The organism is Halorubrum ezzemoulense DSM 17463, from assembly GCF_002114285.1.
GTDB classification, from domain to species: Archaea; Halobacteriota; Halobacteria; order Halobacteriales; family Haloferacaceae; genus Halorubrum; species Halorubrum ezzemoulense.
The window spans coordinates 1-17,453 of sequence record NZ_NEDJ01000072.1; the positions used below are offsets into that span (position 1 = coordinate 1).

Here is a 17,453-nt window from a genome sequence, read left to right on the forward strand (position 1 = left end):
AGCGGCCTGTCAGTTAAATCTCCGTCTGTGAAACTCTGTACAGACGTTCGGCTAGTGGATAGCTTCCCACCATGTCGGCTTCATCACCCGCCTAAAGGCGGGTGTATTCGCCTTGCCGTCTCTATAATATCGTTGACGCCGCCAGCGGCTGTCCACACTCCCAGCCCAACTATACAAGCAACAAAACTCCGTGTGCCCACCCCCGAATACTGTCGGCTGGTGTGAGCTGCGATGAGTAGCAGCACTATTCCCAAAGTAACATTTACACCCCCGACCGTGGCGAGCATGGTACGATCAATTCATACGTTTGATGAAATTATTTTGTCGAAACCTTATCCGGTTAGCACACGGCGTGCTATCCGCTTATACTCTACCAAGTAGCGGCGAAACAAAAGCATACGCACAGATACAGAGCGTGAGAACAAACATCGGAAATCCTAGTCCGTCTTCACCGGCGATGACAAGCCCTGCTGTGAGAACTGCGGTTGCCACAGCGAGGAGTGCTGTACGAACTGAACGGAGATATGACCGAAGTGCGGCTTGTTCGTTCGTCATACAAATCGTCTGTTCGAAATTGATGTCACTGTTCTCCGACCCTCTGGAGTGACGCTTCTGAAATCTCCCCCCGCGTTGCGCGAACCCACAAAACAACCGCCGTGACGAGTACGGCCGTCGGGAGAAGTAAGACGACGATGAGGTCGGCACTGAGATCGAACGGTCGGGTGAGCCGAAACGCCGCTGGATATCCGCTTTCCGGTTGCCCGAACACGACCGTCGTCCAGAGATTGGTCGAGAAGTGGATGCCGACTGGGAGCGCGAGGCTGTCGGTGAGGACGTACGCGAGGCCGAAATACAGCCCCCCAACCACCGCCTGTGTCACGGCGACCGACGCTGAGAGTCCCGCCGCGCCAGCGTTCAAGTGAAGCGCTCCGAACACGAGAGCCGATACGACGACCGCGCTCCCCGTGGCAGCCGGCCTTGAGACCCTGCGAGACGTAAACCCGACAACGAGCTCACGGATCAGTACGCCTCGGAAGAGAAAGTCCTCCCACAACCCGACGATAACGAACGCAGCGGCCGTCGCTCCGATCGCGAGTCCGACGGTCACGGGGTCGTTGAAGACTCCCATTGACCACGAACCAACGATCCTCCCGCTCCCGGTAGCGAGAATCGCGGCCGTCGAAACGGCCTGAAACAGCACGCCGATTACGGCACCGCCGGCGAAGTCACCGAGCCACCGTCGACCCAGAGAGAGTCCGTACGCGGCGGGACTGGTTCCGAACAGATAGTATAAGACGAGTATCACCGCTGCTACCCCACAGAGCGTGGGAAGTTGATTTGGGAGGTTGGTCAACACGTCCGGCGTTGAGAATTGCGCGAGTACCAGCCCCACAGCAGCAAGTGTAGCGATGAACGTTACCGCTGTCACAACTACGCGCACCGCCGCCCCGCTGATCGAGACCTCAGACCCGATACGACTGACTGGCCGCAAGCGTGTACTCATCTGGGCAGACCAAGCGTTTCCTTCGGTCCTAGCAGCTCAGACTGATCGACGCCTCGATGTCGCCACCGTCGAGCGACACGGAGAGGTGCTGTGCGGAGGCGCTGAACTGCTCTCGGTGATGGCCGTCGGATGCGACGTAACACTCGCTCGTGACCAATCCGGCGTCCTGAAGCTCGTTGAGACGCCGGTAAGCCGTCGGCCGAGAAACATCAGCGGCCTGCGCGACGGCGCGCCCGCCGCGAGGCTGTTCGGAAACCGCCTCGAACACTCGCCGGGTGTATTCGTCGCCGAAGAGGTTGAGTAGCTCTTCCGTCGATAGCTCGTCGGTCGGTTCCTCAGTCTGCTCGCCGCGCGACTTGTGTCGCACTGCCATGTGATGACGATGTAACGGAACACCCTTGGTGGAATATGCTCAGTATTCAGAGTCTCCGCAGCGAGGATATCTAACTATCCAGACTCGCCTTCGTGTGAGAGCAATCGGGCGCATGTCGATCGGGCGTGACACGGCGAATTGCGACCGCTATCCGCTACTATCCTCGTGTTCGTTGTAGAATGCGTCCAACAGCTTGCGCTGGCTCGCCCGGAGATGGTGGAGCAGCGTCGATCCGGTAATGCCGAGCGACGTCGCAACCTCCTCGGCCGTACTTCCACGCGGGGACGTGAAGTAGTCCGCGAGATAGGCCGTTCGCAAGACGGTCGCCTGTCGGTCAGTAAGCCGTTCATTGAGTTCGTTTCGAAATTCTCGCGTGGTCGTCGGCGAGCGGGTTTTGTCCTGTCGTGCGAGAACGGGTGCCGGTCCGTCATCACCGAGCACGTTTGCCAGCCGACGCACGTTCGCGTCGGGAGACAGTTCAACGATCAGCTGGCTGTCATCGCCGTTAAACACCGCCGTCTGTATCGTCGCACCACGGTTGATTGCCGCAACGAGCGGGACTTCCTCACTCAGCGTCACCTGAATCCGGCCGCGCTCAGTGTCCGACTGACGGACCACACGACCGGCCTGAGCACTCGGAACCGCTTCGACGGTCTCAACGACGGTGTCCGGATCGGCACCCGTGACTGATAAGAAACACGTGAGACCAGTATCACTCGGCATTACGGTCCCCTCAAGCGCGAGTTCCGCGTCGCAGGTATCGCTCACACGCACCAGCGGGGAGTTCTCTGTGAGTCCGAACGTAACCTCGGTGAGGGTGTCGGAAAACAACAGCTTCCGATTCTGTGTCGCGTTGATCGCGTACCCGGCCAGTTCGCCGAGCGTCTCAAAGCTGGCCTGTACGTGATCGCTGAATGCGGTTTCGGTTCCCGCGTAGACACCGACGACGCCGTACACGCTGGAGCCGTAGACCAACGGCAGCGCGAACACCGATTGGACTCCGTCCGCGAACCCAGCGGCACGAACCGCGTCCGGGACTGACGGATTCTCGCTTAACGACTCTACCAACTCGGGGCGCTGTTGTTCGACTGCTCGCCGTTCGGGGGTAGCCTGTCCCTGCTTCACCGCCTCACGGAGAGCCGGGAACAGCTCTCCTTGCTCACCCCCAACACCGGTGATGACCAGCTCGTCACTGTCGACAGCGCACTCACCAGTCCATACGAACCGATACTGGTCCGATGTCCCCAGTTGGTCCCGGATTGTCTCCATGATCGCGTCTTGAGACGTAGCTCCGACCAACCCCTCAAGCACGTCGGCGATCAGAGTATCGACCATCTCGGCCCGCTCAGACTCCGAACGAAGCCGTTCGATCGTTTGCTTGTTGGTGCGTTTTTCAGTGATGTCGGTAATGTAGACAGTTGCCGCATCGTCATCAGGAACAACTGACACTGACAGCCAGCGGTCGACTTCTGGATAGTACTCTTCGAATGCTACATCAGATACCGATGTCCGTTCAAACGCCTTTGTGAGCGACCCTTCGACCGACTGGGGAAACACCTCAGCAATCGGCTCACCGTCAGGCGTGTCGGTTGTGAGGATATCGGCCGCCTGATCATTCCACGCGCGCACCATCCCGTCTCGGACGGTGATAACTCCTATCGGTGCTTCTGCGAGACGATGTTCCAACTCCATTCACGTAGGGGCCTCCTCGTTCTATCGATGTTTTCCCGTCAGCCAGTATATACGTGTCGTCCGGTTGAACCGCAGTTTACAAGCTTATATCCCGGTCACTAATATCGGTGTTGTTCTGTCGCCGTTTCAGAGTCAGCAACTCACGAAGTGGATTATACGTACAGTTGTAGAATACAGCGTATGCCCTCGAACACCCGGGGCCGTCGAATTCCTCAGGTCTGGCACGTTGTGATTCTCGGAACCATAGCTTCACTACCCGCAACTGCTGTAATAAATTGGCTTCCGAACTCTGAAGCGACCGCCGGTGGCGGGGCGATAATAGTTGGGCCAATGATCGCTGGCGCGATCGCAGCTAAGCGGTCGGTAGAACCGGACGCTGTTGGGCTCCGTGCTGGCTTTCTAGGCGGTATAGTTGCGGTATCTGGATTTATGCTTACAGAAGCCACGAGCGTAGCATGGTCACTCAACACGACAGTGTTCTTCCTTATCGCCGTCGTGATGCTTCTGTGTCTCTCGCCGGTGTTCGGTCTGATTTTCGGTCGGATTGGTGGCTGGGCAGCAAGCAGTGTCGGTGGTTTCGGAGTCGACCAACCATCGTGATCAACTGATTTGCGTTGTTCGCCTGGTTTGCTCCTGGCGTTGTTATTGACATCCTCCTCCGCGTGAACGCGGAGGAATCCCGACCGGTAGGAACTTCAGGTTTACAGTTCGCTCACCCCGCTTCTTATCAGGTCAGATTCACCTACCGAATCGTACGTTTCTGCTCCTGAAACACCCTATTAGCCATTATTAACCCAACCATCGTATAGAAACACATGGCGCTGGAACATCATCAGCGATCGCCTCTCCGCAAAAAAGTGTTTTACTTGATAAGTTACGCGGGTCGCTGTGATTCCAATCGAGCTAACTACTGTGCCGCTGTCACCCGAAGATCATATGAGCTCGGTATGGACAGACCGTTTCTAACGGAGGAACAGTGCCGTGGGTCGGCTACCGTCGATGAACTCTGAGCAACCACTAGTTTTCAACGGAGATAGCCGCTGGGCAGTCGCGTTCGTGGCGTTGCTCTTCGTACACAACGAGATCCACGAGATCGCGCACACGGGGGTCGGTCGTCTCATCTGTGGTGCGTGGGGCCCACGAAATTTCAACAGTTGGCAGCTCGCTTGTTCGAAAACGCCCGAGATTGTTTTAGCACCGCTCGCAGGACTCCTCTGGAGCTACGGGTTGATGTGGATCGGGTATCGGTTACTGAATCCGGCAGAGTCACCGGCCAAACGGTCCGCAGGATTTTGCCTTGTTTTCGCGACAATGCCCTTCGGTCGGCTGTATACTGTGGCGCAGTCCGGGGGTGACGAAATGGTCATCCTGCGTGGAGCCTTCCCGACTGTTGATCCAACTGTGCGCCTCGCTATCGGCCTCAGCATCGTTCTGCTGCTTATCGGTCCCCCACTATACCGAGCCGCTAGTGTGCTCTCACAGCAACGGCGGTGGATCATTTTTACCGGGATGCTTCTCCTTCCGTTTGTTCTATTCTTAATTGTCGTACTGCGAATCGCAAACCCACTGCTCGCATCTGGGTTCTTGGCTAGTGAGGGGCTACTCGGCTCACCGCTCTTTGTGAACATCTGGACCGTGTTCTGGGCGATTGTCTTACTTCTATCTTGGCGACAACTGTCCACGACACTTGTAAAAAGAGGTGTACTGCTTTCCAAAGACCAATGATCCGCAAGACGCTTCATCAAACTAGTATCGGATTGTATATTCTGTGGATAATAGCGACAACGCTGCTCATTCTCGGCCGATACACGCCGTTTCCATCGTATAAAATCGTCCACTCAGCGGTTGTAACCGGCGCAGTAGTACTTACTGTCGTAGGTACGGGGCAACTTCTTCGGAAAGGCTATCGAAAGGGCGTCTCGGAGTAGATACGCGCTCTGTATGTAGCACAGCCTCGACAAACTATCAGCGGCCAAGGGGTTCAATAAATTAGCCGTCTACCGGCCCAAACAACCGGTAGCACGACCATAGCGTTATTGTTCTATAAACTTCAACTCACAGAGAAAATGGCCGAGGGCTTCACGCAACGACACCCGACAATTGGCGTGGTGGGGCCAGCGTCGGTCGAAACGACCCTCCAAGACGCGCAGGATTCGCTTGACGTGGCTGTTTCAATAGTGCCTGCCGGACGTGACGCTCCCGGCTCAGTTGAGGAGTTCGATTGTGTGGTTGCCGCGGTAACACCTGAGTCGGGCAGCGCCGACCGGACAGACGCTGACACAGCCGCGTCACTGACCGGGGTCAGCAACTGGGTGGTCCAGAACGCCACCCGTGACTCCGCCCCACCGGTGGTGTACGTCGCCCCTACAGAGGCATCAATCGCTGAGGCGCTTGAGGCCGGTGTAACGGAGTATCTCCCGTGGGAACTGCTCGCACAATCTCCGACGACCGTGCTCAAGCGAGCGGTTACCGCGACAGAGGTACAGCCGACTCCCGACTATCGGACCATCTACGACAACGTCTCTGAGCCACTCACACTTCATGACCCCGAGACGGGAGAGTTGATTCATGCGAATCAGCGGCTCTGTGAGTTGCTGAAGTATGATCGAGCGGAACTCATTTCTATACAGGTCGGCGATTACACTGCGAGTATCGACGGGTACGATCAGGCCGCTGCCATGGAGGTTATCACCTCCGCGACGGAGAGCGGAACGGTCGGTCCAATCGAATGGCCGCTTGAGACGGCTGACGGCGAACACGTCTGGGTCGAAGCGACGCTGACGACAGTCACGATAGACGATCAGGAACTGGTGTTGGCGACCGCCACGGACGTGACCGACCGTCGACGCCAGCGTCGTCAGTTCCGCGAGATATCGACTCATATCGATGAGGTCGTCTATCTGGCACGTGCGGACCTCTCGGAGGTTCTCTTTATCAACGAGGCCTACGCGGATTTGTTCGACCAACCGGTCGAACGCCTGTATGACGACCCGATGGCCGTTCTCGACGCCGTTCATCCGGAGGACCGCGAGGCGTACCGCTCGGATCTTATCGCTATGAGCGAACACATCCGCGAGGAGGAGTCGGGTCCGTACACATTCAGTCACAGACTCCGCGTTGGCGGTGAGACACGTTGGGTTGAGGTACGCGGCTATCCGAGCCGCGGTCCAGGCGGTGCCGTCGATCGGATCGTCGGAGTCATTCGGGACGTTACCGATACGCGACGCCGCGAGCGCGAGTATGAGCAGATATTTAACGGCGTGACCACTGCGATCGCAGTTCACGACCCTGACACGGGTGAAATGGTCGACGTGAACGACAGTTACGTCGAACTGTTCGGATACGACTACGACACGATTCTTCAACAAGGAATCAATGACCTCAGTGTTCCCGAGGAGGGGTACACCGATGAGCGCGCGAGACGGCTTATCACCGACGTCGGCGAAACCGAGGAAGATGAAACAGTCGAGTGGCGAATTGAGACCGCTGAGGGCGACAACCGTCTCGTCGAAGCGAACCTCACAGTCGCGACCGTAGGTGGTCAGCGACGTGTCCTCTCGCTGATGCGTGATATTACAGAACAGAAACGCCGCGAGCGGGAGTACGAGCAGATATTCAACGGAGTCAACGACGCTATCGCCATCTTCGACCCAGAGACGCTCTCCTTCGACAGTGTGAACGACTCGTATCACGAGCTCGTGGGGTGCGACGATCTCGAGCGTATTCGCGACCTCGGTATCGAGGGTCTCAGCGAAACTGAGGACGGGTACACAGCGGAACGCGGTAAAGAACTGATTCAGACTGTGGCCCGTTCGGGTGAACCGAAGACCATCGAGTGGAAACTCGCCCCGCCGGACGAAGAGCAGTCATGGATCGAGGTCACGTTGGCGACGGCCGAGATCGGTGGTGAACAGCGAGTTCTGTCGATCCAGCGTGATATCACGGAGCGGAAGCGCCGCGAACGAGAGTTCGAACAGATCTTCAACGGTGTGACGGACGTAATCGGAGTCTACGACCCGCAGACTGCGGAGCTGGTTGACGTCAACGACACCATGTGTGAGCTCCTGGGATATGACCACGACACGATCATCGATATGGACCCAGAAGAGGTGACGGCGACGGCACTCGGTTTCGACGCGGACACGATCGGAGAGGTCGTCCACGACGTGGCCAAATCCGGTGACCCGGTGAGGGACATCGAGTGGGCGTTGCGGACCGCCAGCGGCGATGTCGTATGGCTTGAGGTCAACGCGACCTTGACAGAGATTGGCGGCGAGCAGCGTGTGGTCACTATCGCTCGGGACGTCACTGGACGGCGCGACCGCGAAGAGCGGGTTCAAGTATTGAACCGTGTACTGAGACACAACGTCCGGAACGACATGGACGCGGTCTTGGGATACACGGCTACAATTGAGGAGACGGCGGAAGACGAGGTCGTCCGAGAATACGCCGAAAGCGTTCACGACATTGCGAACAGCCTCTTGGAACTGAGCGGTAAGGCGCGTGCTGCCAGTCAGATGCTTCAGGACAACGACAACCCCGAAGATCGCAGGGTCGGAACGGTACTGGAGTCTATCGTCGCCGACCTCCGTGAGTCTCACGACGAAGCGGCGATTCAACTGTCTTCCGCGGAGGCTCCCGCACCGGCTGATACAGCTGTTTTTCGGCTAGTTTTGAGCGAGCTCGTCGAGAACGCCGTCGAACACGGTGGGGACTCCCCGGAAGTCGAAATTGAGACGACGCCGTCTACGGCCAATGACGAGACGCAAATCACGGTGCGTGACGACGGACCCGGCATCCCCGACCGTGTACTTACTCCGTTCCGAGCCGACGGTGAGTCGCCGTTCCAGCACAATCACGGAATTGGCCTCTGGCTTGTCAACTGGGGTGTTCGGCAACTCGGTGGCGGTATCGAGTTCGAGCGCCCCGCCGATGGCGGAACTGTCGTTCACCTTTCTTTGCCAAACGTACTGCGTTGACGGTCACCGGTATCTACACGCAGCAGAACCGTGAGATCCTGTTTTCGGACGCAATCACAGCGGTGTCCCAAAAGCACTTCATCGACCGATTCACCGCTAGAAACACTCCGGACAGCTTTAATTTACAACAATGCCAACGATGATACGCCCTTCAACGATGAATCAACACACGCGTTCGTCATTCGACTCCGTCACGCGACGTCGAGCCCTCGCAGTCGGTGCCAGTGCCGCTGTAGCGTCCACCGCCGGCTGCTCGACAGTCCTTAATGCGATCGGCAACCGAATCTTCGAAGAGGTCAACCTCCTCAACCAGCTGAATCAGGAGGTCAGCGGGTCGATCGAAGTCGTAGATCCCGAGGGCGAGACGGTCCTCGATACTTCGTTCGACGTTCCCTCGACCGAGTCAGACGGTAATAGTAATATCGTCGCCTACGCCGACGTATGGACTACCACCGGCGAGTACCAAGTTGACTTGGAGCTCGCCGATACCGTGATCGCAGGTACTTCAGAGCTGAATCAGCGATTTTCGATTACTAGTACTGAAGAAGAAATTGTCGCTATTTCAATTGGCTCGAGCGATGAAAGTGAACCAATCGCGCTTCGAGTCGGAGAGTCGTTCTCGGATCTCGGGCAGATGAACGAGACCGGTTAACCGAGGCAAAGGAGTTTCGCGAAGGTTCATTTGATAACGGGTTCCTAGCTCGCGTCAACTACAAACAACACAAAGCGCCCGGCTGCGTGTACTAACACTGTTACTGGAAGCCCGATTGCGGCAGCTAGCACGGCAACTGAGAGTATTGTCGGAACGTTACCCACTGAAACCGCTAGTCCGACCATTGTGAGGAGTCCGCCAATGAACGTTCCCGCCGCAACCGTCTCTATCGTTCGGATGCTATCATATGCTAGCGTCCGCGTACTGCGGTCTCCGACGAACGGGATCCCCCGACGATCTACCTCTAAGTATGCGTAGCTGAGTAGTACGACTGCCAAACCGAGTAGCAAGACAGTACAGAAGAGAACGATGGCGGTTCCGCCAGCGAGGATCGACCCTTCTCCGCCGATCGCTGCTAATGACCCGAAGGCCAAAATCGGGACGGCAAGTGCTGCGAGCGCTATTGCCACTACGGAAATCCCGGCCCAGACGTAGATCCCGTTCCGTGAAAGCCACGTGTACGCCCGATCCGAGTAAGTATCGGAGTGTGACGTGGCTCGGTCAACCTCGGAGCTAGGCCCACCCGTTGAGGCGTCGTCTGTCATACCGGCATATCGGTCGTCTCCCGTATACTTCCTAGTCCGTGTCTCGGGCGGAGAAACACGGTGAGGAGACTCTGTTAAAATCCTTACAAAGTGATATTTTCTGACCAGCCGCGGTTAGTACAGACCACTCAGAAACTGCCTATCGCAGAGAGTATTGTTCCGAGAAAGGACAGACAGGCGGAACCAACCAACACGAGAAGGACGATGGCAGAGGCACTAAACTCCTCTGGGTCGGTTCGGAGCAATTCGTAGCCGGCAGTGGCAAGCATTACAGCCCCACCGATCGCCATGAGCAGTATCGGGATGCTATGATCGCCAGCGATGAGCGAACCTACCGCTGGCCCCCCTACTGAAGCTCCAATTACCTGGATTTAGGCGCTAATTCCCCTTCCTCAAGGAGCAACGCAGGGAGCGAAGCGACCGAGTAGCGCAGTAGGGAGGGGATACAGCGTCCCCAGAAATCGGAGATTTCTGGTGTGCGAACGAGACGCTGGGCGTCTCGTCAACGCCGCACAGTTCTCATACATCCCCGACACTCGGCCCACAGGCCCACCGCTACTCTTATGTTTATCCAAAGTCTATACATTAGCGATGGATAGATTTGAAATTGAAGGCGAAGAAGTCCTCGACGGAACCGCAAAACCGTCAGGAAATAGCGCCCACGTCATTGTGCCCAAACGCTGGCGCGGGGCCGACGTGAAAGTCGTCCGCGTCTCCAACCCTGACCCAGACGAATAGGCCATGCAATACAACTACAAGTATCGACTCGACCCGCCGGAAGCCGTTGCCGAGACGCTTCTGTACCACGTTGATACTTGTAGGCAACTCTACAACCACGTCCTCTACCTGCTCAACGAGGCAGACGACATCCCCACCCGATACAAGATACAAGGACAGCTCCCCGCCCTCAAAGAGTGGTGGGACGACCTCGGGGACGTTCACTCGAAAGTTCTCCAGATGGTCGTCAAGCGCGTCTACGACAACCTCTCCATGCTCAAAGCGCAGAAGGAGAACGGACGCGCCGTGGGGATGCTCAAGTGGAAATCTCCTCGGGAGTATCAGTCGCTCACCTACAACCAGTCCGGCTTCAAACTCAAGAATACGAGTGGTCGGTCTGTCCTGTGGTTGAGCAAGATCGGTGAGATTCCGATCCATCTCCACCGCGACATCCCCGAGAATGCGACCATCAAACAGGTCACGGTCAAACGAGAACCCACGGGCGAGTGGTACGCCACGTTCGGTATCGATGTGGGGGAAAGCACACCTGAAAAACCAGAGACGCCCGAGAAGGTCGTTGGTATCGACGTGGGGATTCTCAAGTACGCCCACGACACCGATGGGTACGCTATTGAAAGCCCCAACTTCAGCAACGAGCGCGAACGACTCGAACGCGGACAGCGTGACCTTTCGCAGAAGGAACACGGCTCTGCGAATTGGGAGAAACAACGGCAGATCGTAGCCGAGCGACACGCCGATCTCAAGCGAAAGCGACGAGACTTCCTTCACAAGTTGTCGAACTACTACGCCACCGAGTACGACTTGGTGGCTGTTGAGGACTTGGATGCGAAGGGGCTGGTCGAACTCCCCGGTAATTCACGGAACCGAGCAGGTGCGGCGTGGGGGACGTTTCTACGGATGCTCGAATACAAGTGCGAGCGTGAAGGAACGCACTTCGTCTCGGTTGACCCGAAAGATACGACGAAAGAGTGTGCGTCCTGTGGTGTCAAGACGGACAAACCGGTGTGGGTCCGTGAACACTCCTGTCCGGCGTGTGGGTTTGAGGCGGACAGAGATGCGAATGCGGCGTGGAACGTCCTTTCTCGCGGCCTCGAAGACGTAGGAGTGGTTCACTCCGAATCAACGCCTGTGGAGACTGCGCTCCCTGTGGACACCGTTGTGTCTGTAAAGCGCGTCATGGAAACAGGAAGCCCTACCCTCAAGGAGCGAACGGCGTCAGCCGTGAGTGAGTAGGGTAGGGTAGTTCACCATTCGAAAGGGTACACCGTTGAGGGTGCCGCCGGTCGGAGGCGGTATTCAGATAAGTATCCGACTGATGAGCATATCCCATCGCCGTGGCATAGTCTGGTGGGATCGCCCATCACTTCTCGCGCTCTCCACTGGCTTCTGGGACGGTTTTTGACCGATCGGCGCCAGCGATGGGGCCGGGCATTTGGCGTCGTGTTCCGTCTCCTCGATACCCGTTCAGCTACCTCTTGCGACACTGCGTTCCGAACCGTGGATTTCCCCACTATTTTGAGGGTCGGTGATCTGGGATAATGTATGTCTGATACGGCCCTCCAAGACATATCGGGAGACGGTTCAACGGATTCCTCAGACCTGGATCTCGACTGGCTCACGCTTGAAGACGGCGAGTCTATCCAGTGGTCGAGTACCCCGCACAAGTACAGCGTCCTTCCTGCGTTTATCATCGGAATTCCGCTGTCACTCGTCCTTATTGGCATCCCGATCGTTGCTGCGTCCTATCTTCAGTACACCAATACGAACTACGTGGTCACCAATCGTGGCCTCTACAGCAAACGTGGGGTACTCTCACGTGACGTCCAACAGATTGGGTTCGACAAAGTCCAAAACATCTCGTACTCACAGTCGGCGCTCGGCTCGTACTTTGGATACGGCTCCGTTGACGTTAGTACAGCGGGCGGGTCCGGGATCGAACTTCAGTTTCGAAGTATCCCTGCCCCAGCAGCAGTTCAGGAACTGATCGCTAGGGAAATTGACAGCCGACAGCAGACCGAGTCCGACTCGACGAAAGAGGATGTTCTTGATTCGATTCTTGCGGAACTGCGCGTCATTCGGCAGGCGGTCGCCGACGACCAGAGCGGGTCCCAGGCCGATTCGACTGCCCCGTCTACTGACGAGGCAATCCATACTGACACAAGTAACACAGATGAGTGACAGCTGGTGGTATCAACACGACGATGAACGCGTTGTCTGGAAGGGTCGCCCGCGTCTCTCAGCGGCTCTTCCAGACATAATCGTCGGAACCGCCATCTCTGTGTTTGCCCTTGTCGGCGCTGTTAGCGTCGACCTCTGGTTGTTAGCGGGGGTGCCCATCGGCGTTGCGGTTCTCAGTTGGGGGCTACTCAGGGTACGACGGACGCAGTATCTCTTGACAACCCGAGCAGTATGGGCAAAGCGGGGCGTCCTCGGACGAACCGTTCGTCGTGTCCATGTCGATAAAATCCAGAACACTTCGTTTTCTCAGTCCGTCACAGGCTCGTTTTTCGGTTATGGAAAAGTGTCCGTTGAGGTCGCCGGAGGACGCGACCTAGAGTTTCGGCGGGTTGATAACCCGAAGAACGTCCAGACGACGCTCGCGGAGTACATGGGTAATGAAGAGTACGCAATCCCCGGGTCTCGAGAGCAGTGGGAATCTGTCCTCAGCCTTGTCCGTGAAATCCGCGCCACGGTGGCGCCCACCAGAGATGATAGTGAGCCTGTGACCGGAGAATAAGAGAGTTCACATTGGGTCTCAAACGGTCTGTCGCCAATATTGAAGGCAGTCAGTTACTGTACGTCGCCAGCGCGAGCAGCGTCGGCGAGAGATCACGTGGTGACCGGAAGATTAGTTTCCGGTAGGACAACCCGTTTATAAACGATCAAGTAGGAAACTGTCGCAAGCAGATACACACCGACTGTCGGCAGTGGCGGCCAGTTCAAAATAAAAATCGCGAACGCTACCCAGAATCCGGCTAATAGAATCCCACATAGTGAGACGACATGTAATCCCTCCTGTGACTGAACTTGAATGTCGCCCCCTGTCAGCAGCCGGACGCTGACCATCGCCACAGTAAGTGTCGCCCAGGTCAAGACTGGGAGCCCGAACACGGTCCATATATTGACCGGTAACTGTGGAGACTCACTGAGCAGTATTGGCCACCCGACTATCCCGAGTGCCACCCAGCCAATGCTCCGAAAGAGCTCTTCGCGGAAGATTGAACGGACGCGTGGGTGGTTAAGGAATTCGCGGAGGGGATGCGTCGAAGTAGTCTTGTCGGCTGTCAGCGCTTGTTTTCCTTCCGGCGATAGCGGCCACTCCGACTCAGGGTGGTTGAGATAATACAAGGTTAGTGAATCAGCGAACGACTCCGTCGTGACGACTCCGTTTTCCTCGAGTTCTGTTAACCGGTTCCGGAGCGTCACCTTAGAGACGTCTGGCTTGATCTGCTGTTGGATTTGCTGGAGCGAAAAGAACGGCCGATCTGCTCGATACATCGTTTCGACGACGTGGCGGCGGGTGAGTTTGGTGTTTACCCGCTTGTCCTGAGGCAGCTTTTCTGTTATCCAAGGTGGGAGGGCCATGTGTTATCAGTCAGTCACGCACAACATCTTATCGAGTCAAATTGTATGTTTTGCTCTGTTGGGGCCACAGGGCGGTGCGGTGCTGTTTCAGCAATTGAAACTGCTTCGGAGACCCTGAGACTGGCCCGAAGCGTCAGGTAGTCGCTGTCGAGCCCCTGTCCGTCGGGTGAACGTACCAGTACCAGAGGGAAGTCACGGCCGCGACCGCGACGTAACTGAGCGTGATCCACTGAGCGGAGTAACCACCTCTTGTGACGAGATACACCGCGGCGACACCCCCGAGCATGATCCCGAGGGCGAGGCTCACGGATATTCCGCCTGTCGTCTGGACACAAAGATCCGATTCGGTCACGCTCCGGACTCCGATAGCACTTGCCGTCAACACGGCCCAGGTGATCACGGGAAGTCCGAAGACCGTCAGGGGTGTCGGGTTGAGCCAACTGACTTCCATCGTCACTAGCGGCCAGCCGACGAGTCCGGCTCCGAACCAGACGATACTTCGTAACAGTTCCGTGCGTACGATTTCGCGTAGTTGTGGCGTCATGTCCACACACCCGCCTAGCGTAGCAACCGGTAAAGCAGCGCCGAGAATCTTGCGTTCACAGAGGCGGACTTTCCGGGCACAAAGGAGAGTTTGTACCCGGAAAGTAGAGGTATTGCGCCACGGACCGTCGCGCTAGGCGGTCACTAGCCGGTCGGATTAAGCTCGGTGTGAGATATAGGAGACAGCGAAGCCCCCCGGCCAATTTCGACCTGTCTTTAACGCGACATTGGTAAAACTAATTATGGCCAAGAATTTTGTCGTTCTATTTTGAAAAATGTATTCGTATTCTAATATCCCCTTTGGGCACGAGTAACGGCTTCGTGGCAGAGCCAGAGATCGACAGTCCACAAAGCTTAGATCCTCAACCACCCGAATCAACGGGAGTAACATAGTGATCAGGGGGATCCCATGATATCAGCAGAGGGAACACGTCACTCTGTATGCTTAGACCGGTACTTCTCGTCGGGTCTGTATTATCAGCTCTTGGTTACAGGGAGAACCAGCGCACAGATACTACAGAAGACGATGGTGCGCGTATTTCAGTATTCAATCCCAGTGAGGCACGGGTTCTACGAGCAACCCGAACTCAGCATCTGTGAGCACTGGCGCGAAAGAGCCCTCGACAGGCTGTTGTCGGGAACAGAACACTCAATTCGACGATTGAGAGGTCATTTAGGAGCTAGTTCCGGAAATCACGCTGCTTGTCGCCCCCTCGGTACAGATATTTCAGTGCTACCTGTGGCAACTCAGTAACAATAGCGTTGAGAGCCATGTACTTACAACAGACACTCTATCCGATCGGACTGGCCAGTACCAACATTGCGATAGGCTGGCTGCTTTATTATTCATCTGAGCCGATCCTCGGAGGGCTGCTCGTCGTGGTTGGGGCCTTTGTCATCCTCACTTCAATTGGGAGTACTCTCAGTCGATATAAATCCGTACTCAGTGATCAACACTGACTCGAGCAACAATGGCTTACTACTATTATATCCGCTACCGGTTAGGTACATGAATGCCCCCCACAGCATCTGTTCAAAAGTCACGAGACAGAACTGTGATTGATCCTGAGGGGTCTGTGTTCCACGCCCAGGGTACGCGCAGCGGGTCGCTTTGTCACCACATCCGTAGATGAGCTCAGCAGCCACAACTCACAATACGGGGGATAGTCGCCTCCCGGATCCCGAACTATCGGCCCTCCTTGTGGCGAATCTGGTTCCGGTTGTCGGGATTGTTGTGTTCAACCTATCGGTTTTAGAACTGCTGACCTTATATTGGCTTGAGTTCGGTGTTGTCTGTTTTTGGGCGGTTGTTCGAGCGACGTTTGCCGGGCGGCCAATGGAACGGAATGGGGATCCAATCCTGTTGGGGGCGATTGCCACAAAAAAGACCTCTATTTCAGTCCCGCTGATCGGTGCTAACGTCCGACTACTGACGATTCCGACACTTTTGTTCGTGGTACCGATCCTCATCGGACTGTGGCTATTCGTCGGGGCATTAGTTGTCGGCCCCGTAGCAAATGTGAATCCGGATGCCAACATCTCGTCGTGGCTTATCGCTGGTGCGTTTGGAATTTTCATCGCAGCAGGATGGCGAACAGCCACTACGTACTTTCGAGATGGTGATTACCAAGATCACAACGTCGCAACCGCTCTTCAGAGTGTCGTCACGGAAGGCGCAACAGTACTCCTCGCGAGCATCATCGCGCTGCTCACCGCAGCTCTGGTTGTCTCTAACGGCGGGGGTGGAGAGACCTCTCGTGCGGTTGAACGGGTTGCGACGGGACCACTCGTCGCAGTGGTAGTCTCAATTAGGCTCCTCACCGATCTCGCAGAATACTACTACGATGGCCGTCTCGGTGCGGGATTGTGGTCACTTGTCGGTCGTGGAGACGCATACAGTCCCCCGGAGCGTGAGACAATTGAGACAACGCTATCAGGAAATTCCACAGTTTTGCGGCCGTCGCTGTCGGGACGGCTACTGCCTACGGCCTCACATTTCCGGACACACCCTGGACTATGGTTGCTGACACCACTCGCCTTTCTCGCCGCATCACTTGCTGCATTTGATGGTGCTACCCAAATAGCGGGTGGCATCATGCTTCTCGGGACCGGCGTCCCGCTTAGTCTCATCCATCTTGACTACTGGATCCGGTACGCCGGTGTTGAATACGGGCTAGATTCGGACACCATTGTTGCGACTGATACCCTGTTTCAAACCCCTCTTTGGCGGTACGAATCGCTAGCTGATCATGAGGTCCGAATCGAACGTGACGCCGTCGACAGGTGGTTAGACACCTCGACGGTACTTGTTGACCGCGGTGACAGACCGACCAAGCTACCACGACTCGAAGATACGACCCCAATCACGGACTCTCCTGTCGACGTGAGTACCGCTGACAGTGACGCTGGTGTCAATTGGAATGCGAATACAGACGAGCCAGACACCATGGTGGAAGTTAGTATCGAACTGCTGCGGTTAGACAGTACAGCACCCCGTATGTCGCTTGTGTCGATGACTCTGTTCGGAGTCGTCTCACTGATTGCGTTGGTGATAGCTGCTCAGTTTGAAGGCGGCGCAGCAGCGGGTGTCTTCGTATTTCTGTTCACTGTGATTCCGCTCGTCGGACTTATAATCTACCAGATCAGCAATAACTAATGCTGTTGGCCCTCCAGTGTTAGGCTGCGGTTCCACCAATTTGGGACACTAACCTCTATTGGTGGTGTGTCGGTACTAGATACATCTACTTGACGAATGATAGTACTGGTGGACGGGGTGGGGGGC

Annotated in this window: 14 protein-coding genes; 8 read left to right on the forward strand and 6 right to left on the reverse strand. The window is 56.3% G+C overall.

Going from position 1 to position 17,453, the window contains the following annotated elements; genetic code table 11:
• Positions 1-580 precede the first annotated feature (580 nt).
• From B9H04_RS14920 to B9H04_RS14930, 3 genes are all read right to left on the reverse strand, one after another.
• Complete coding sequence (locus B9H04_RS14920; RefSeq protein ID WP_080508648.1) at positions 581-1,504, reverse strand: CPBP family intramembrane glutamic endopeptidase; 924 nt, start codon at positions 1,502-1,504, stop codon at positions 581-583.
• Between the two features lie 28 nt (positions 1,505-1,532).
• Positions 1,533-1,877, reverse strand: a complete 345-nt coding sequence (locus B9H04_RS14925) for a winged helix-turn-helix domain-containing protein (protein ID WP_049933035.1) — start codon at positions 1,875-1,877, stop codon at positions 1,533-1,535.
• 147 nt (positions 1,878-2,024) lie between these two features.
• A complete protein-coding gene (locus B9H04_RS14930; RefSeq protein ID WP_049933034.1) occupies positions 2,025-3,569 on the reverse strand; it encodes a bacterio-opsin activator domain-containing protein in 1,545 nt (514 codons plus the stop codon).
• 180 nt (positions 3,570-3,749) lie between these two features.
• On the opposite strand from B9H04_RS14930, the gene B9H04_RS14935 reads away from it, so the two are divergent.
• The 3 genes from B9H04_RS14935 (at position 3,750) to B9H04_RS14950 (ending at position 9,200) form a co-directional block, all read left to right on the forward strand.
• Entirely contained in the window at positions 3,750-4,169 is a 420-nt protein-coding gene (locus B9H04_RS14935; protein ID WP_080508647.1) for a DUF5518 domain-containing protein, read from the forward strand.
• A 1,466-nt stretch (positions 4,170-5,635) separates the two neighbouring features.
• Positions 5,636-8,548 carry a PAS domain S-box protein gene (locus B9H04_RS14945; RefSeq protein ID WP_049933033.1) on the forward strand — a complete coding sequence of 971 codons (2,913 nt, stop codon included), beginning with the start codon at positions 5,636-5,638 and terminating at the stop codon, positions 8,546-8,548.
• Positions 8,549-8,705: 157 nt separating this feature from the next.
• Positions 8,706-9,200, forward strand: coding sequence for a hypothetical protein (locus B9H04_RS14950; RefSeq protein ID WP_049933032.1), 495 nt, complete (start codon positions 8,706-8,708; stop codon positions 9,198-9,200).
• 44 nt (positions 9,201-9,244) lie between these two features.
• Here the strand turns inward: B9H04_RS14950 and B9H04_RS18275 are convergent, their stop codons facing one another.
• Positions 9,245-9,805 (reverse strand): hypothetical protein, encoded by a 561-nt coding sequence (locus B9H04_RS18275; protein WP_139835115.1) that lies wholly within the window; start codon positions 9,803-9,805, stop codon positions 9,245-9,247.
• Between the two features lie 591 nt (positions 9,806-10,396).
• Between B9H04_RS18275 and B9H04_RS18280 the strand changes: the two genes are divergently transcribed.
• The 4 genes from B9H04_RS18280 (at position 10,397) to B9H04_RS14970 (ending at position 13,280) form a co-directional block, all read left to right on the forward strand.
• Entirely contained in the window at positions 10,397-10,543 is a 147-nt protein-coding gene (locus B9H04_RS18280; protein ID WP_137703633.1) for a DUF2080 family transposase-associated protein, read from the forward strand.
• A 3-nt stretch (positions 10,544-10,546) separates the two neighbouring features.
• Positions 10,547-11,776, forward strand: a complete 1,230-nt coding sequence (locus tag B9H04_RS14960; protein WP_049933031.1) for an RNA-guided endonuclease InsQ/TnpB family protein — start codon at positions 10,547-10,549, stop codon at positions 11,774-11,776.
• 309 nt (positions 11,777-12,085) lie between these two features.
• Entirely contained in the window at positions 12,086-12,721 is a 636-nt protein-coding gene (locus B9H04_RS14965; protein ID WP_049933030.1) for a PH domain-containing protein, read from the forward strand.
• Entirely contained in the window at positions 12,714-13,280 is a 567-nt protein-coding gene (locus B9H04_RS14970) for a PH domain-containing protein (protein ID WP_049933029.1), read from the forward strand. The genes B9H04_RS14965 and B9H04_RS14970 overlap by 8 nt, the downstream gene beginning before the upstream one ends.
• Positions 13,281-13,372: 92 nt before the next feature.
• Here B9H04_RS14970 and B9H04_RS14975 read toward each other — a convergent pair whose 3' ends face one another.
• Both B9H04_RS14975 and B9H04_RS14980 read right to left on the reverse strand, forming a co-directional pair.
• Positions 13,373-14,128, reverse strand: coding sequence for a hypothetical protein (locus tag B9H04_RS14975; RefSeq protein WP_080508644.1), 756 nt, complete (start codon positions 14,126-14,128; stop codon positions 13,373-13,375).
• A 133-nt stretch (positions 14,129-14,261) separates the two neighbouring features.
• Positions 14,262-14,678 (reverse strand): hypothetical protein, encoded by a 417-nt coding sequence (locus tag B9H04_RS14980; RefSeq protein ID WP_199237905.1) that lies wholly within the window; start codon positions 14,676-14,678, stop codon positions 14,262-14,264.
• Between the two features lie 1,122 nt (positions 14,679-15,800).
• On the opposite strand from B9H04_RS14980, the gene B9H04_RS18285 reads away from it, so the two are divergent.
• On the forward strand, positions 15,801-17,327 hold the full coding sequence (locus B9H04_RS18285; protein ID WP_139835116.1) for a DUF6498-containing protein: 1,527 nt from the start codon (positions 15,801-15,803) through the stop codon (positions 17,325-17,327).
• The last annotated feature ends 126 nt before the right edge of the window (positions 17,328-17,453 follow it).

What these genes read in the sequence shown, in the direction of transcription:
- B9H04_RS14975 (WP_080508644.1), bottom strand. Translation starts at nt 14,128, where the DNA reads ATGGCCCTCCCACCTTGGATAACAGAAAAGCTGCCTCAGGACAAGCGG.
- B9H04_RS14935 (WP_080508647.1), top strand. Translation starts at nt 3,750, where the DNA reads ATGCCCTCGAACACCCGGGGCCGTCGAATTCCTCAGGTCTGGCACGTT.
- B9H04_RS14925 (WP_049933035.1), bottom strand. Translation starts at nt 1,877, where the DNA reads ATGGCAGTGCGACACAAGTCGCGCGGCGAGCAGACTGAGGAACCGACC.
- B9H04_RS18275 (WP_139835115.1), bottom strand. Translation starts at nt 9,805, where the DNA reads ATGACAGACGACGCCTCAACGGGTGGGCCTAGCTCCGAGGTTGACCGA.
- B9H04_RS14960 (WP_049933031.1), top strand. Translation starts at nt 10,547, where the DNA reads ATGCAATACAACTACAAGTATCGACTCGACCCGCCGGAAGCCGTTGCC.
- B9H04_RS14965 (WP_049933030.1), top strand. Translation starts at nt 12,086, where the DNA reads ATGTCTGATACGGCCCTCCAAGACATATCGGGAGACGGTTCAACGGAT.
- B9H04_RS18285 (WP_139835116.1), top strand. Translation starts at nt 15,801, where the DNA reads ATGAGCTCAGCAGCCACAACTCACAATACGGGGGATAGTCGCCTCCCG.
- B9H04_RS14920 (WP_080508648.1), bottom strand. Translation starts at nt 1,504, where the DNA reads ATGAGTACACGCTTGCGGCCAGTCAGTCGTATCGGGTCTGAGGTCTCG.
- B9H04_RS14945 (WP_049933033.1), top strand. Translation starts at nt 5,636, where the DNA reads ATGGCCGAGGGCTTCACGCAACGACACCCGACAATTGGCGTGGTGGGG.
- B9H04_RS14950 (WP_049933032.1), top strand. Translation starts at nt 8,706, where the DNA reads ATGAATCAACACACGCGTTCGTCATTCGACTCCGTCACGCGACGTCGA.
- B9H04_RS14970 (WP_049933029.1), top strand. Translation starts at nt 12,714, where the DNA reads ATGAGTGACAGCTGGTGGTATCAACACGACGATGAACGCGTTGTCTGG.
- B9H04_RS14930 (WP_049933034.1), bottom strand. Translation starts at nt 3,569, where the DNA reads ATGGAGTTGGAACATCGTCTCGCAGAAGCACCGATAGGAGTTATCACC.
- B9H04_RS18280 (WP_137703633.1), top strand. Translation starts at nt 10,397, where the DNA reads ATGGATAGATTTGAAATTGAAGGCGAAGAAGTCCTCGACGGAACCGCA.